Source organism: Streptomyces sp. TLI_105 (genome assembly GCF_900105415.1).
Taxonomy (GTDB): domain Bacteria; phylum Actinomycetota; class Actinomycetes; order Streptomycetales; family Streptomycetaceae; genus Streptomyces.
This window is the reverse complement of record NZ_FNSM01000001.1, coordinates 2,819,807-2,835,232: the sequence shown is the minus strand read 5'-3', so window position 1 is coordinate 2,835,232 and position 15,426 is coordinate 2,819,807. Positions and strand designations below refer to the sequence as shown.

Genomic DNA, 15,426 nt, shown 5'->3' with positions numbered 1-15,426 from the left:
CCGGAACGGACGGACCGGGCGCGCTGCCGGAAGGTCTTCGGACTCACCGCGTACGAAACCGCACGAAGCACACCGTTGCGGGACAGTTCCGGATTCGCGCCGGATTCCCCTGCGTCGACAGCGAGGACGAGCATACATGTGGGGGGCGCCGCTCGTGGCACCCCCCACATGTTGTGTCGGTCCCGGGGCTACAGCTCCAGGGCGTACGTCCGCAGAAAGTGCTCGGGGATCGGCCGCCAGTCGCGGTCCGGGGTGCGGACGAAGCCCATCCGCTCGTAGATCCGGTGCGCCGAGACCATCTTGGGGGCCGTGGAGAGCACGAGGCGCGCGCACCCGGTCAGGGCCCGCGCGCGGTCCACGCAGGCGCGTACGAGGGCTTCTCCGACGCCCCTGCCGCGGGCCGCCGGCGCGACCACGAGCATGCGGAACTCGGCTTCGCCGGGGACGGCGATGTCCGCCCAGGCGGTGCCGCCCTCCGCGAAGGTCACCCCGCCGATGACGGTGCCGTCCGCGTCGACGGCGACGAGCACCTCGCTCTCGCGCGCCCGCCGGGCCGTGTCGCGGAGCACGTCCAGGTAGAAGTCGTCCTCGCCGTGCAGCAGCAGACCGTCGTTCAGATAGGTCAGCCCGGTGAGGTCACCGAGCTCCTCGTACTCCTCGGGCCGTACCGCCCTGATCGTGAAGTCCATGCGTCCCAGTCTGCCGCGCGCGGTCACACGCGCGGGGGCCCGGGATCCCATGATGGGATCCCGGGCCCCCGCGGGGTGTTCCGCGGTCAGTGCGTTTCGGCGCCGACCTTCGGGAGGGGGCGGACGCCCGCGTCGCCCGCGTCCGCCGTGTAGTCCTCCGGGGAGGTCTCGTCGACGCCCTCGGGGGCCTTGACGGCCTTGAGGACGAAGGTCAGGACGACCGTGACCACGACGTTGAGCACGAAGGCGGTGAGGCCGATGTAGCCGATCTCGCCGATGCCGGGGATCTCGGCCGCCGAGCCGCCGAAGTGCTTCTGGGTCGGGCTGGCGACGCCGTACGCGGCGGCCGTGCCGTAGACCATGCCGACGGCCCAGCCGGCGAGCAGCGCCCAGCGGTGGAACCAGCGGGTGAACAGGCCGCCGACGAGCGCCGGGAAGGTCTGCAGGATCCAGATGCCGCCGAGCAGCTGGAAGTTGATGGCGACCGTCTTGTCCATGGTGAGGACGAAGACGAGCGCGCCGACCTTCACCAGGAGGGAGACCAGCTTGGAGACCTTGGTCTCCTGGGCCGGGGTGGCGTCCTTCTTGATGAAGTCCTTGTAGATGTTGCGGGTGAAGAGGTTGGCCGCGGCGATCGACATGATCGCGGCCGGGACGAGCGCGCCGATGCCGATCGCGGCGAACGCGACGCCCGCGAACCAGTCCGGGAACATGGTCTCGAAGAGCTGCGGGATGGAGAGCTGGGGATTTTTAACCTTGATTCCGGCGGCGATCGCCATGAAGCCGAGCAGCGCGAGCAGGCCCAGCATCAGCGAGTACAGCGGCAGGATGGTGGTGTTGCGGCGGATGACGTTCCGGCTCCGGGACGACAGCGTCGCCGTGATGGAGTGCGGGTACATGAAGAGCGCCAGGGCCGAGCCGAGCGCGAGCGTCGCGTACGTCCACTGGTTCGCCTCGGGGGAAACGAGTGCGCCGCGAGGCTTGCCAGTCGGGCCCGTCTGCGCGAAGGCCTCGCCCGCCTTGGTGAAGATCTCGTCGAAGCCGCCGAGCTTGATCGGGATGTAGATGATCGCCACCGCGATGACGATGTAGATCAGCGTGTCCTTGACGAAGGCGATGAGCGCGGGGGCGCGCAGGCCGGAGGAGTACGTGTACGCGGCCAGCACGCCGAAGGCGATCAGCAGCGGCAGGTCCTTGACGAACCAGTGGGTGTCCTCGCCGCCGCCGACGCCCATCACGTCCAGGACGGCCTGGATGCCGACGAGCTGGAGCGCGATGTACGGCATGGTGGCGAGGATGCCGGTGACCGCCACCGCGAGCGACAGGCCCTTGGAACCGAAACGGCCGCGCACGAAGTCTGAGGTGGTGACGTATCCGTGCTTGTGCGAGACCGACCAGAGGCGCGGCAGGAAGGTGAAGATCAGCGGGTACACCAGGATCGTGTACGGGACGGCGAAGAAGCCGGCCGCGCCCGCCGCGTAGATGGCCGCGGGGACGGCGACGAAGGTGTACGCCGTGTAGAGGTCGCCGCCGAGCAGGAACCAGGTGACCCAGGTGCCGAACGACCGTCCGCCCAGGCCCCATTCGTCGAGGCTGTGCTCGTTCTCGGCCTTGCGCCAGCGCGCGGCCAGGAAGCCCATGACCGTGACGGCCAGGAAGAAGAAGACGAAGACGCCGAGCGCCACGCCGTTCACGCCGGACACGTCCTTCATCGCGCGTCACCTCCCTTGCGGGCACGCTGGTCCAGCTGCCACAGCTTGTACGCGACCATGGTGAGCACCGTGGAGATCAGCACCCAGAGCATCTGGTACCAGTAGAAGAACGGGATGCCGGCGAAGGCCGGTTCGACCTTCGCGTAGGAGCTCACCCAGAGCATCGCCACGAACGGGGCGAACAGGCAGAGCGCGATCACCACCCGCAGGGGTGTGATGGTCGGTTGTTTCCCTTGTGTCACATCTGACGCCTCTGACATGGCGATTCCCGTCCCCTCGCTGATCACCTCGATAGTGCTGGGGAAATCTAGGGGACTGCTCCCGTGCTGGGAACCCCTGTCCGCATAACGGAAGCGATTCGACGCCGAACGGCCGCACCCCCCGCCGGGGTGCGGCCGTTCGTGCCGTACGAGAGGGCCGGCCGTGCGCGAGGCCCGGCCCTCGAGGGGCTCAGCCGTTGGGGCGCTTCAGACGCGCCACGAACTTGTACCGGTCGCCGCGGTAGACGGACCGCACCCACTCCACCGGCTCGCCCTGGGCGTCCAGCGAGTGCCGGGAGAGCATCAGCATCGGCAGGCCCACGTCCGTGCCGAGCAGACCGGCCTCGCGCGGGGTGGCGAGGGAGGTCTCGATGGTCTCCTCGGCCTCGGCGAGGTGCACGTCGTAGACCTCGGCGAGCGCCGTGTAGAGCGAGGTGTACTTCACCAGCGAGCGGCGCAGCGCGGGGAAGCGCTTCGCCGACAGGTGGGTGGTCTCGATCGCCATCGGCTCGCCGCTCGCGAGGCGCAGGCGCTCGATGCGGAGCACCCGGCCGCCGGCCGAGATGTCCAGCAGCCCGGCGAGGGTGTCGTCGGCCGTGACGTACCCGATGTCGAGGAGCTGTGAGGTGGGCTCCAGGCCCTGGGCGCGCATGTCCTCCGTGTAGGAGGTGAGTTGCAGGGCCTGCGAGACCTTGGGCTTGGCCACGAAGGTGCCCTTGCCCTGGATGCGCTCGAGACGGCCCTCGACGACCAGCTCCTGGAGCGCCTGGCGCACGGTGGTGCGCGAGGTGTCGAACTCGGCGGCGAGCGTGCGCTCCGGCGGGACCGGCGTGCCGGGCGGCAGGGTCTCCGTCATGTCGAGCAGGTGCCGCTTCAGTCGGTAGTACTTGGGCACGCGCGCGGTGCGGGTCGGTGTCCCGCTCTCTGTCTCCGTACTGCCCGCGTCCGTGCCCATGGCCTGCCTTCCCGAGTCCTGTGCTGCTGCCGTCACCGGCTCCTCCGTCTGTCGCGGCTCACATGGTGGCACGGACCGGTCACGGGTCGTCGCCCTCCCTCAGGTGTCGGTCCGATAACGGACGCGACTGCCCTTCTTATACACCCTTGACACCCCTAAAGGTCTAGGCCAAGCTCCCGGTACTGGTCTAAACCATTAAAGACCAGGTCCCAGCCCCACGAGCACTACCTGACGTATGTCTTCGCGCGGTGGGCAGGGGTTGCAGGCATCCCTGAGGAGGGTGGCGTGAAGCGCAAGCTCATCGCGGCGATCGGCGTCGCGGGCATGATGGTCTCCATCGCGGCGTGTGGTTCGGAGAGCGACAGCGGCAAGGACGGCGGCAAGGGGGCGGCCGGGGGCGACAAGACCCTGACCGTCTGGGTCATGGACGGCTCCGCGCCGGACGCCTGGATGGCCGAGGTGAACAAGGCCTTCGAGGCCAAGCACCCGGGCGTCAAGGTCAAGGTCGAGAAGCAGATCTGGAACGGCATCCAGGAGAAGGTCACCACCGCCCTCTCCGAGGACACCCCGCCGGACGTCCTGGAGCTCGGCAACACGCAGACCGCCGGCTACGCGGTCACCGGCGGCCTCGCCGACCTCTCCGGCGACAAGGCCAAGCTCGGCTACGACGCCTGGAACAAGGGCATGGTCGCCTCCAACGAGCTGGACGGCAAGCTCTACTCCGCCCCCTGGTACGCCGCCAACCGCGTCGTCGTCTACGACAAGGCCGCCTTCAAGAAGGCCGGCGTCACCCCGCCGAAGACCCGCGCCGAGTGGATCGACGGCCTGAAGAAGCTCAAGGCGTCCGACCCCAAGTCGCAGGCCATCTACCTGCCGGGCCAGTCCTGGTACGTCCTCGCCGGCCTCATCTGGGACGAGGGCAGCGACCTGGCGGTCAAGGACGGCGACAAGTGGAAGGGCAACCTGTCCTCCCCCGAGGCCGTCAACGCCATGAACTTCTACAAGGAGCTGGCGTCCTACTCGACCGCTCCGAAGGACAAGGACGAGGCGACCCCGCAGCAGTCCACCGACATCGTCCCCAAGGGCGGCGTGGCGTCCTGGATCGGCCTCGGCTGGGAGGCCGGCGGCGCGATCGACGCCATGAAGAAGGCCGGCAAGACCGCCGACTTCGGCTACTTCCCGATCCCGGGCAAGACCGCCGACAAGCCGGGCTCCGTCTTCCTCGGCGGCTCGAACCTGGCCGTCGCCGAGCGCTCCAAGAACAAGGACCTCGCGAAGGAGTGGCTGGCCCTCGCCGCCGGCAAGGAGTTCATGACGAAGTACGCCGCCGCCACCGAGGGCGCGCTGCTTCCCAACACCGACTCCGCGCAGTTCAAGCCCGCCGCGGGCTCCTTCGCCGAGGCCATGGCGGCCTCGTCCGCCTCCGGCAAGGTCACCCCGGTCACCCCGGGCTGGGCGAACGTCGAGACCGCCCCGAACCCGATCAAGGACTACATGACCAAGGTCCTGAAGGGCGAGGACGCCAAGAAGGCCGGCGAGGCGGCCGACAAGGTCATCGACGAGCGCATCAACCAGCAGTAATCCGTAGCCCCGGTGGTGCGGCCGGTTCGCACCGGCCGCACCACCGGCGCGTCGCAGCGATGCAGTGATCAGCGGCCCGTTCCCCCGGGCCGTGCCCCGGTGGGCGCGGGAGCCCCAGAACCGCGAGGAATAAGACCATGACCGTGGACTCCCAGGGGACGGCGACCGCCGGTCCCCAGGACGCGCCCGGGAGGGCGGCAGGGAAGTCGCAGACTCCGCCACCCTCTTCGGGCCCGAAGGAAGTCCTTCAGCCTCCACGCGGCAGACGCTCCCTGCCCAGCGGGGTGCTGCCCTACCTGCTCGTCGCGCCGGCCCTGTTGTCCATGGCGGTGCTGCTGCTCTACCCGCTGATCCGCAACGTGATCCTCTCCTTCCAGCAGCTCAACCGGAAGGAGTTCATCACCCGCGAGACGGTCTGGACCGGCTTCGACAACTACACCGAGCTCCTCGGTGACGCGGACTTCTGGACCGTCGTCGTCCGCAGCGTCGTCTTCACCGCCGTCAACGTCGCCCTCATCATGGCGATCGGCACGGGCATCGGCCTGCTGCTCAACCGCCTCGGCAAGAAGATGCGACTGGTCCTCTCGCTGGCCCTGATGTTCGCCTGGGCCATGCCGATCGTCGCCTCCGTCACGGTCTTCCGCTGGCTCTTCGACGAGCAGTTCGGCGTCGTGAACTGGCTGATGCGCACGCTGGGCTTCTCCGGCTACGACCAGCACAACTGGTTCGAGACCGGCTTCTCCACCCTGGTCATCGTCCTGATCCTGCTCGTCTGGGGCTCCGTCCCGTTCGTCGCCCTCAACATGTACGCCGGCCTGACCACCATCGGCTCCGAGCTGTACGAGGCCGCGAAGATGGACGGCGCGAGCGGCTGGCGGACCTTCTGGGCCGTGGTCTTCCCGAACCTGAAGTCCTTCTTCATGATCACCACGTTCCTGGAGATCATCTGGATCTTCAAGGCGTTCGCGCAGGTCTACGCCATGAACCTGGGCGGCCCCGACCGCGGTTCGGAGACGCTCCCCGTCTTCGCCTACATCGAGGGCGTCGGACAGTTCCACTACGGCGTCGCCGCCGCCATCTCCGTCCTGACGATCGTGATGCTCATCGCGGTCCTGTCCTTCTACTTCCGCCTGATCCTGAAGGAGGAGGAGCTGTGAGCGCCGCCGCCACCCCGACTCCGCAGAAGCTGCGCACCAGGAAGCCGCTCACCGTCGCCGCGGTCGCCAAGAACCTCGGCGCCCTCGTGCTCGCGGCCGTGTTCGTCTTCCCGGTCTACTGGATGTTCTCGTCCTCGCTGAAGCCGCAGCACGAGATCATGACCAAGGACCCGGTCTTCGTCTTCACCCCGACGTTCGAGAACTACACGACCGCGACCGGCGTCGACCTGTTCTGGACGTACGTCACCAACAGCCTCACGGTCACCCTCGGCGCCGTACTGCTCGCGCTGGTCGTCGCCCTGGCCGCGAGCTTCGCGATCGCCCGCCTCAGGTTCAGGGGGCGCAAGGGCATCGTCCTCGTCGTGATGATGGCTCAGATGGCCCCCTGGGAGGTCATGGTCATCGCGATGTACATGATCTCCCGTGAGAACGACCTGCTCAACAGCATCCCGATGCTCACGCTCGTCTACTTCGTCATGGTCCTCCCCTTCACGATCTGGACCCTGCGCGGCTTCATCGCCGCCGTCCCGGTCGAACTGGAGGAGGCCGCGCAGATCGACGGCTGCACCCGCGGCCAGGCCTTCCGCAAGGTGATCTTCCCGCTGCTCGCACCCGGACTGATGTCGACCTCGCTCTTCGGCTTCATCACCGCCTGGAACGAGTTCGCCATGATCCTCATGCTGAACAAGGAGAAGGAGTCGCAGACCCTGACGCTCTGGCTGACCCAGTTCCAGACCGCCTTCGGCAGCGACTGGGGCGCCACCATGGCCGCCTCCACGCTCTTCGCCCTCCCCGTGCTCATCGTCTTCCTCTTCCTCCAGCGCAAGGCCGTCGGCGGCATGACCGCCGGCGCGGTGAAGGGATAACGGACCCCCATGACCACACTCGTACACGGCTCGGACACCCTGACCCGTGACGCGCTCACGGTCCTCCAGCCCGGCTTCGCCGGCACCACCGCCCCCGACTGGCTGCTCCGCCGCATCGGCGAGGGCCTCTCCTCGGTCGGACTCTTCGGCCGGAACATCGCCGACCCCGAGCAGCTCGCCGCCCTCACCGCGCGGCTGCGCGCCGAGCGGGACGACGTCCTCGTCGCCATCGACGAGGAGGGCGGGGACGTCACCCGCCTGGAGGTCAAGCAGGGCTCGTCCTTCCCCGGCAACTACGCGCTGGGCAGCGTCGACGACGTCGAGCTCACCCGGGCCGTCGCCCGCGAGCTGGGCCGCCGGCTCGTGGAGTGCGGCGTCGACCTGAACTGGGCGCCCTCGGCGGACGTCAACTCCAACGCCGAGAACCCGGTCATCGGCGTCCGCTCCTTCGGCCCGGACCCGGACCTGGTCGCCCGGCACACCGTGGCGTACGTCGACGGCCTCCAGGGCGTCGGGGTCGCGGCCTGCACCAAGCACTTCCCCGGACACGGCGACACCAACGTCGATTCGCACGACGCGCTGCCCCGGATCGATGTGGACCTCGCCACACTGCACGCCCGTGAGCTGGTACCTTTCCGCGCGGCCGTCGCCGCGGGTACCAAAGCGGTCATGAGCGCGCATATTCTGCTCTCCGCGCTCGACCCCCACCGTCCGGCCACCCTGAGCCCGCAGATCCTCACCGGTCTGCTGCGTCAGGAGCTGGGCTTCGAGGGGCTGATCGTCACCGACGGCATGGAGATGCAGGCCGTCGCGGCGACGTACGGCATCGAGCGCGGATCCGTCCTCGCGATCGCCGCGGGCGCCGACGCCATCTGCGTCGGCGGCGGGCTGTGCGACGAGGACACCGTGCTGCGGCTGCGAGACGCCCTCGTCGACGCGGTACGGACCGGTGAACTGCCCGAGGAGCGGCTGGCCGACGCCGCGGCGCGCGTGCGCGCCCTGGCGGCCTGGACCCAGGCGCACCGGGCCAGGGGGGCTGGATCGGTGTCGGGCGCGGCAGCGCAGGAGGGGACCGCGCCCGGCACCGACATCGGACTCGTCGCGGCCCGCCGGGCCCTGAAGGTGACCCGGGGGGAGCGGCCGTACACGCCGATGACCGGCGCTCCCTACGTGGCCTCCTTCACCCCGGTCGCCAACTTCGCGGTCGGTGACGAGACGCCCTGGGGCATCACGGCCGAGCTGGAGCGCCTGCTGCCCGGCACGGAGAGCGGCTCGTACGGCGAGTCGTCCGTGGACGCCGTCCTGGCCGCCGCGGGGGAGCGGCGGATCGTGGCGGTCGTACGGGACGCCCACCGGCACCCCTGGATGACCCGGGCCCTGGACGGCCTCCTCGCGGCCCGCCCCGACACCGTCGTGGTCGAGATGGGCCTCGACGAGGCGGAGCCCCGCGGGGCCCTGCACATCGCCACGCACGGCGCGGCCCGGGTCTGCGGCCGCGCCGCCGCCGAGGCCGTCGTCGGAACCGGCGCCTGAGCGAGACGGAGACCTGCGCGGGACGGAGACCTGCGCGGGACGGAGAGGGGCCCGGTACCTGGACAGGTACCGGGCCCCTCTCCGTACGGGTCCTAGATGCCCTGCCAGGCGGGCTTGTTCGCGAAGGTGTGGCGGAAGTAGTCCGCGAGCTTCAGCTTGGAGGCGGCGGCCTCGTCCACCACGACCGTGGCGTGCGGGTGCAGCTGCAGCGCGGAGGCCGGCACGAGCGCCGCCACGGGGCCCTCGACGGTCTGCGCCACGGCCTCGGCCTTGCCCTCGCCGGTGGCGAGCAGCACCAGGTGACGGGCCTCCAGGATGGTGCCGATGCCCTGGGTGATGACGTGGTGCGGCACCTGCTCGATGTCGTCGTCGAAGAAGCGGGCGTTGTCGACGCGGGTCTGCTCGGTGAGCGTCTTGATCCGGGTGCGGGAGGCGAGCGAGGAGCACGGCTCGTTGAAGCCGATGTGCCCGTCGGTGCCGATGCCGAGGATCTGCAGATCCACGCCGCCGGCCTCGGCCAGCGCCTTGTCGTAGGCCTCGCAGGCCGCCAGGACGTCCTCGGCGGAGCCGTCGGGACCCATGAAGGCCTCCGGGGAGAGCCCGAGCGGCTCGACGACCTGGCGGAGCACGGTGGAGCGGTACGACTCCGGGTGCCCCGCGGGCAGGCCGACGTACTCGTCGAGCTGGGCGATCCGGGCCCGGGAGACGTCCACGGCGCCGGCGGAGACCCGGGCGACCAGGGCGTCGTAGATCGGGATCGGGGTGGAGCCCGTGGCCACGCCGAGCAGCGCGTCAGGCTTGCTGCGCAGGAGGTCGGCGATGCCGTCCGCGATGAGCTCGCCGCCGGCCTTGGCGTCCTTGACGATGACAACTTCCACGCTGTGCCTGCCGATCTGGTGAGGGGCTGCTGAAAGGACCGTGTGGTATAGACCAATCTGGGTCCAAATCTAGCAGAGGGGAGGCCTTCCCCTCATGCCGTTCCGCCCCGCGGACGGCACCGCCTCCATCGTCGGCCGCACCCGCCCCACCAGCCACTCGAACCCCACCCCGCCCCCGCCCGCCGGGCCGGCGAACCTCCCGCTCCGTCCCGCCCGTCAGGCCGGCGAACCTCCCGCCCCGTCCCCGCCCGTCAGGCCAGCGAACCTCCCGTCACGTCGATCCAGTCGCCCGTCACCCACCGCGCGTCGTCGGAGGCCAGGAAGGCCACCACGTCCGCTATCTCCGGCGGCGTCCCGACCGCGCCCAGCGTCGCCATCGCCGCCGCCCCCGCCCAGGCCTCCTCGTTCCCCCGCAGCCACCCGGCGTTGATGTCCGTGTCCACGATCCCCGGCGCCACCGCGTTGACCGTGATCCCGCGCGGGCCGAGGACCTTCGACAGATAGCGGGTGAAGACGTCGAGCGCGCCCTTCGACATCGCGTACGCGATCAGGTCCGGCATGGCCGCCGCCCGGCTCAGGCCCGTCGAGATGTTGACGATCCGGCCGCCGTCCCGCAGTCGCTCCGCCCCCAGCTGCGCCAGGAAGAAGGGCGCCTTCGTGTTGACCGCGAAGATCCGGTCGTACTCCTCGTCGCCGATCGTCGCGAACGGCTGCGACGCCCCGATTCCCGCGTTGTTCACCAGGATGTCCAGGCCGTCCGCCTGCGCGTCGAAGGCCCGCCAGAGCGCCGCCGCGTCCCCCGGCACCCCCAGCTCCTGGCCCAGGGCGAAGGCGGAGCCGCCGGCCTCCTCGATCGCGGCGACCGTGTCCTTCGCCGCCGCCTCGTTCGTCCCGTAGTGCACCGCGACCCGCGCGCCCTCGCGTCCGAGCCGCTCGGCGATCCCCCGTCCGATGCCCCGGCTCCCGCCCGTGACCAGTGCCGTCTTCCCGGTCAGCCTTCCGTCGAGCACGCCCATGGCGACGCCCCCCTCTTTCTGTAGCGGTCGTTACTTAAAGACCGTACCCCACGATCCGTAGTGGGCGCTATAGAATTCACTCCATGGTGACGAGACAGCGCGGCCGCCCCCGCTCCTTCGACCGGCTCACGGCCCTGGAGCAGGCGACGATGGCCTTCTGGGAGCACGGCTACGAGACGACCTCCGTCGCCGACCTCACCCGCGCCATGGGCATCAGCGCGCCCAGCCTCTACGCGGCCTTCGGCGACAAGAAGACGCTGTTCGAGGAGGTCGTCGAGGCGTACGCGCTCAGCTACGGGGCCTACGGCGGCCGTGCCTTCGCCGAGGAGTCGACCGCCCGCGCCGCCTTGGGGCGCATGCTGCGTGAGGCCGCCGTGCTCTTCACGGAGCCCGGCCATCCGCACGGCTGCCTGATGATCTCCGCGGCCGTGAACTGCTCGACCCCGGAGGTCGAGGAGGCCCTGCGGGCCCGGCGGAACGACAATCTGGCCGCGTTCGAGAACCACATCCGCCAGGACGTGGAGACGGGCGAGCTCCCGCCGGACACCGATCCGCGCGCGCTGGCCCGGCTGATCGGCGCCGTGCTCCAGGGCATGTCCCTGCAGGCCCGCGACGGGGCGACGGCGGAGGAGCTGACGGCGGTGGCGGAAGCGGCGATGCGGGCCTGGCCGGCCTGAGGGGGGCGTGCGGCCGGGACGGCTCGGGTCGAGAGCCGCCGGAGGGGCCGGGTCGGACCCGCCGGAGGGGCCGGGCCGAGAGGCCCCGGAAACACCCGCGGGCCGCGGCGCCCGGCGGGACCCTCAGCCCGCCCGGCACCGCAGCCCGGAGTTGCCCGACCGGGGGTGTGCGGTCCCTCGGCCGTGTGGGAGGTCTCGGCGCAGTCAGGGCAGAGAGCGCCGGGTACCTCGTTCCATCCTCCTGTGCGGGGAGGATGGAGGCTCTGTATTTTTCATTGTGGACTAGACCATTCTTGTCTGTCCATCCACAGGAGCACGGTCTTTCCCGGCCCATCCTCCAACACGGAGCCCCGGAGATCCAGGTTCACGGCCCCTGCAATTCCGCAGGTACGCTCGCATCGTGCCCTCCATGAACGACCTCGTCCGCCAGCACACCGCCCTGAGCGACTCCGACCTCGAGTGGCTCCATCTGCTGGTGTCGGAGTGGCAGCTGCTCTCCGACCTCTCCTTCGCCGACCTCGTCCTCTGGGTCCCGACCCTCGACGGCACGCGGTACGTCTCCGTCGCCCAGATGCGGCCCAACACCGGCCCGACCTCCTACCAGGACGACATGGTCGGCCATCTGGTCCCGCGCGGCCGCCGCCCGCTGCTCGACGCCGCCCTCGACGAGGGCCGGATCGTCCGCGAGGGCGACCCGGAGTGGCGCGAGGAGGTCCCGGTGCGGGTCGAGTCCATCCCCGTGCGCCGCGAGGGCCGGGTCCTCGGCGTCATCGCCCGCAACACCAACCTGCTGACCGTCCGCACCCCCTCCCGGCTGGAGCTCACCTACCTCCAGTCGGCCTCCGACCTCGCCCAGATGATCGCCGCCGGAACGTTCCCCTTCGCCGGCGAGCAGGTCGACATGGACTCCTCGCCGCGCGCCGGCGACGGTCTCGTCCGTCTCGATGCCGAGGGCGTCGTCCAGTACGCCTCGCCCAATGCCCTCTCCGCGTACCACCGTCTCGGCCTCGCCGCCGACCTGGTCGGCCAGGAACTCGGTCAGATCACCGCCGAACTCGCCCCCTCCCGGGGCCCGGTGGACGAGGCCCTGGTCAAGCTGGCCTCCGGCTACGCGCCCCGCGAGTTCGAGGTCGAGGGCAACGGCGGCGTGATCCAGCTGCGGGCGATCCCGCTCAAGCCCAAGGGGACCCGCATCGGTTCGCTCGTCCTGCTCCGGGACGTCACCGAACTGCGCCGCCGCGAGCGCGAGTTGATCACCAAGGACGCCACCATCCGGGAGATCCACCACCGGGTGAAGAACAACCTCCAGACGGTGGCCGCCCTGCTCCGCCTCCAGGCCCGCCGGATGGACTCCGACCGGGGCCGCGAGGCGCTCAACGAGGCCGTGCGGCGCGTCGGTTCGATCGCCATCGTCCATGAGACGCTGTCCCAGAACCTGGACGAGCGGGTGCAGTTCGACGAGATCGCCGACCGGGTCATCGCGATGGTCGCCGAGATCTCCCCGGGCAAGGTCACCTGCCGGCGCAACGGCCGCTTCGGCATCCTCGACGCCGAGGTCGCCACTCCGCTCTCCATGGTCCTCACCGAGATCCTGCAGAACGCGCTCGAACACGCCTTCGCGCAGGGGGAGCAGGGCACGGTCGAGGTCAGCGCCGTCCGGAGCGAGACCCGGACGGACGCCCGGCTCCTGATCACGGTCCAGGACGACGGCCGCGGCCTGCCCGAGGGCTTCGACCCGCAGCGCGCCGGCAACCTCGGCCTGCAGATCGTACGGACCCTGGTGGAAGGGGAGTTGGGCGGTTCCTTCGACATGCTGCCGGGCGCCGAGCGCGGCACGAAGGTGGTCCTCGACATCCCCGTACAGCCGCAGAAATAAGCGGAGCTCATAGCAGCGAGCCCCGGACCGAAGGGAATCGGTCCGGGGCTCGAATGCTGTGGGTTACTGCTGCGCGCTGCGGCTCGGGGGCGGTGGTTGCGTACGCGGTGTACGCGCCGCGTGCCTCAGGCTGTGCAGGTGGCTCAGGCGCTGGCGTTACGCGCCCGGTTGCGAGCGGCACGGCGCTTCATCGCGCGGCGCTCGTCCTCGCTGAGGCCACCCCAGACGCCGGAGTCCTGGCCGGACTCGAGCGCCCACTGCAGGCACTGCTCCATGACGGGGCAGCGGCGGCAGACGGCCTTGGCTTCCTCGATCTGCAGCAGCGCAGGACCGGTGTTGCCGATGGGGAAGAACAGCTCGGGGTCTTCCTCACGACAAACGGCGTTGTGACGCCAGTCCATGGCTGCTACCTCTCTCAGGTGTTACGTGCGAGTTGCTTGTGAATGTGAACGCTTTCACGAATCCCTCCGCAAGGGAAGGGCCGACTGCCAGGTGAACTGGTGTGGTCCTTGTTGCTGAGGAGGGGTTCTGGCTCTCAGTGGAGGCCGGTGTTGCGGGCCGTCCCGATCGCCAAGAAGAGACTCCCAAACCCCAGCAACGGATACAACCCCTTCCGGAAAGTTTTTTTTGATTCCTCGGTGTCGGCTAGGTCACAGCCGTACTTCTAAGGGGTGGATGCGCGCCTAAACGTTCGAGTGAAAGGACTTTGGGCCCTTCCACTCACACAATCACACGCAGTGCACGGCGTACGCCTGTGAACGTCACGCTCGTACGCAGTCCCAGGTGGTCTCCGTCCATCTGGAGAGGGAGGGGAACCTTCGAATGCAAGGTGAAGTCGGTCAGGTCGTGCAGAGACACGGCATGCTTGCCGCGCGGACCCCGCTCCGGGGTCGAGGTGAGCAGCTGGGCGCCGTAACGGGCCACCGCCGGGGTGGAGAGCCGGCGCAGCCCGAGCACGTCCAGCGCGGTCTCGAAGGACGCCTCCGGGGACGCGTACACCGGGCGATTGCCCAGGTAGGTCCAGGGGGAGGTGTTGCAGATTATGGAGAGGACCAGGTCCTCGACCGGCTCCGCGCCGGGGCGCTCCAGGGTGATCGTGCCGTGCCGGCGGTTCGGCTCCCCCAGGAACTGGCGCACCACCTGGCGCAGATAGAGGGCGTGCGTCGATCTCTTCCCGCGCTCGCGCTGCTGTTCGACCCGGCCGATGACGCTCGCGTCGAAACCGAGCCCGGCACAGAACGTGAACCAGCGCTCCGGCACCGCCTCGTCCTCGGTGCCCGGCGTCCCGGACGCGAGCCCGAGGCTCACCGTCCGTGTCCGCCGCTCACGCAGCGCGTCGAGCAGGGCGCCGGTCGCCTCGACGGCGTCGTTCGGCAGTCCCAGGGCGCGGGCGAAGACGTTGGTCGAGCCGCCGGGGACGACCGCGAGGCCCGGCAGCCGGTCCGGATCGGGTCCGCCGTGCAGCAGCCCGTTGACGACCTCGTTCACCGTGCCGTCCCCGCCGAGGGCCACGACCAGGTCGATGTTCCCGGCCTCGGCGGCCCGTCGGCCCAGGTCGCGCGCGTGCCCGCGGTACTCGGTGGTGACCGCCTCCAGCTTCATCTCGCTGGCCAGCGCGTGGAGGAGCACATCACGGGTGCGGGCACTGGTGGTGGTGGCTGCCGGGTTGACCACGAGAAGTGCGCGCATGAGCGCCAGCGTACCTACCCGGTGGTATCGGGCCCAGTCCAGGCCCGAGGGGCGGACGCCCGCCGGACCCGCCTCGCCCGGCCTCGGCCGGGCCGCGCGCCCCGGTTACCCTGCCCTCTATGAGCAGTACGGAGCAGACCCCCCGGCCCACCCGTCTCGCCGCCGCGGCGGGCGTCGCCGGCATCGAGGCCCTCGGGCTCGTCGCCGGCGGCGTGTACATGTTGGTGAACGCCCTGACCGGGTCGGCCGGCGACCTCACCGGCGCCGTCATGGGCGCGGCGACCCTCGTCGCCCTCGGTCTGATCCCGCTCGCGGCCGCACGCGGCCTGTGGCTGCGCCGCTCCTGGAGCCGCGGCCCGGCCGTCATCACCCAGATCCTGGCCCTGCCCGTCGCCTGGCAGATGCTCCAGGCGAACAGCGCGATGATCCCGGCCGGCGTCGTCCTGGCCGTCCTCGCCGTGACCGGGCTCGTCCTCCTCGTGAACCCGGCCACGACCGAGGCGCTCGGCATCCGGCGCCCCGGCCAGGAGGCCTGAC

15 protein-coding genes and 1 riboswitch are annotated in these 15,426 nt (G+C 70.1%); of the genes, 7 read left to right on the top strand and 8 right to left on the bottom strand.

Annotation, left to right across the window (positions count from 1 at the left end):
- Positions 1–32 precede the first annotated feature (32 nt).
- A riboswitch (cobalamin riboswitch) is annotated at positions 33–109 on the bottom strand.
- A 79-nt stretch (positions 110–188) separates the two neighbouring features.
- The 4 genes from BLW86_RS12755 to BLW86_RS12740 form a co-directional block, all read right to left on the bottom strand.
- Positions 189–689 carry a GNAT family N-acetyltransferase gene (locus BLW86_RS12755; protein WP_093874148.1) on the bottom strand — a complete coding sequence of 167 codons (501 nt, stop codon included), beginning with the start codon at positions 687–689 and terminating at the stop codon, positions 189–191.
- Positions 690–775: 86 nt separating this feature from the next.
- Positions 776–2,401, bottom strand: a complete 1,626-nt coding sequence (gene mctP / locus BLW86_RS12750) for a monocarboxylate uptake permease MctP (RefSeq protein WP_093874147.1) — start codon at positions 2,399–2,401, stop codon at positions 776–778.
- A complete protein-coding gene (locus BLW86_RS12745) occupies positions 2,398–2,661 on the bottom strand; it encodes a DUF3311 domain-containing protein (RefSeq protein ID WP_093878635.1) in 264 nt (87 codons plus the stop codon). The genes mctP and BLW86_RS12745 overlap by 4 nt, the downstream gene beginning before the upstream one ends.
- 190 nt (positions 2,662–2,851) lie before the next feature.
- Positions 2,852–3,616 carry a GntR family transcriptional regulator gene (locus tag BLW86_RS12740; protein WP_093874146.1) on the bottom strand — a complete coding sequence of 255 codons (765 nt, stop codon included), beginning with the start codon at positions 3,614–3,616 and terminating at the stop codon, positions 2,852–2,854.
- A gap of 285 nt (positions 3,617–3,901) precedes the next feature.
- Here BLW86_RS12740 and BLW86_RS12735 point away from each other — a divergent pair, with 285 nt between their 5' ends.
- The 4 genes from BLW86_RS12735 (at position 3,902) to BLW86_RS12720 (ending at position 8,753) form a co-directional block, all read left to right on the top strand.
- Positions 3,902–5,197, top strand: coding sequence for an extracellular solute-binding protein (locus tag BLW86_RS12735; protein ID WP_093874145.1), 1,296 nt, complete (start codon positions 3,902–3,904; stop codon positions 5,195–5,197).
- A gap of 137 nt (positions 5,198–5,334) precedes the next feature.
- Positions 5,335–6,354, top strand: a complete 1,020-nt coding sequence (locus tag BLW86_RS12730; RefSeq protein ID WP_093874144.1) for a carbohydrate ABC transporter permease — start codon at positions 5,335–5,337, stop codon at positions 6,352–6,354.
- Between the two features lie 29 nt (positions 6,355–6,383).
- The gene (locus BLW86_RS12725; protein WP_093878634.1) at positions 6,384–7,220 is read left to right on the top strand and encodes a carbohydrate ABC transporter permease; all 837 of its coding nucleotides are present in this window, start codon (positions 6,384–6,386) and stop codon (positions 7,218–7,220) included.
- A 9-nt stretch (positions 7,221–7,229) separates the two neighbouring features.
- The gene (locus BLW86_RS12720; protein WP_093874143.1) at positions 7,230–8,753 is read left to right on the top strand and encodes a glycoside hydrolase family 3 protein; all 1,524 of its coding nucleotides are present in this window, start codon (positions 7,230–7,232) and stop codon (positions 8,751–8,753) included.
- A 92-nt stretch (positions 8,754–8,845) separates the two neighbouring features.
- Here the strand turns inward: BLW86_RS12720 and nagB are convergent, their stop codons facing one another.
- Both nagB and BLW86_RS12710 read right to left on the bottom strand, forming a co-directional pair.
- The gene (gene nagB / locus BLW86_RS12715; protein ID WP_093874142.1) at positions 8,846–9,631 is read right to left on the bottom strand and encodes a glucosamine-6-phosphate deaminase; all 786 of its coding nucleotides are present in this window, start codon (positions 9,629–9,631) and stop codon (positions 8,846–8,848) included.
- A 251-nt stretch (positions 9,632–9,882) separates the two neighbouring features.
- Complete coding sequence (locus BLW86_RS12710; RefSeq protein ID WP_093874141.1) at positions 9,883–10,647, bottom strand: SDR family oxidoreductase; 765 nt, start codon at positions 10,645–10,647, stop codon at positions 9,883–9,885.
- Between the two features lie 83 nt (positions 10,648–10,730).
- Here BLW86_RS12710 and BLW86_RS12705 point away from each other — a divergent pair, with 83 nt between their 5' ends.
- Both BLW86_RS12705 and BLW86_RS12700 read left to right on the top strand, forming a co-directional pair.
- Positions 10,731–11,324: a TetR/AcrR family transcriptional regulator gene (locus BLW86_RS12705; RefSeq protein WP_093874140.1), complete on the top strand. Its 594-nt coding sequence runs from the start codon at positions 10,731–10,733 to the stop codon at positions 11,322–11,324.
- Positions 11,325–11,733: 409 nt separating this feature from the next.
- Positions 11,734–13,200, top strand: coding sequence for a sensor histidine kinase (locus tag BLW86_RS12700; protein WP_093874139.1), 1,467 nt, complete (start codon positions 11,734–11,736; stop codon positions 13,198–13,200).
- 143 nt (positions 13,201–13,343) lie between these two features.
- Here BLW86_RS12700 and BLW86_RS12695 read toward each other — a convergent pair whose 3' ends face one another.
- Positions 13,344–13,601, bottom strand: a complete 258-nt coding sequence (locus tag BLW86_RS12695) for a WhiB family transcriptional regulator (protein ID WP_003953983.1) — start codon at positions 13,599–13,601, stop codon at positions 13,344–13,346.
- Between the two features lie 319 nt (positions 13,602–13,920).
- Positions 13,921–14,889, bottom strand: coding sequence for a diacylglycerol/lipid kinase family protein (locus BLW86_RS12690; protein ID WP_093874138.1), 969 nt, complete (start codon positions 14,887–14,889; stop codon positions 13,921–13,923).
- 119 nt (positions 14,890–15,008) lie between these two features.
- Here BLW86_RS12690 and BLW86_RS12685 point away from each other — a divergent pair, with 119 nt between their 5' ends.
- Positions 15,009–15,425, top strand: a complete 417-nt coding sequence (locus BLW86_RS12685) for a hypothetical protein (RefSeq protein ID WP_093874137.1) — start codon at positions 15,009–15,011, stop codon at positions 15,423–15,425.
- The last annotated feature ends 1 nt before the right edge of the window (position 15,426 follow it).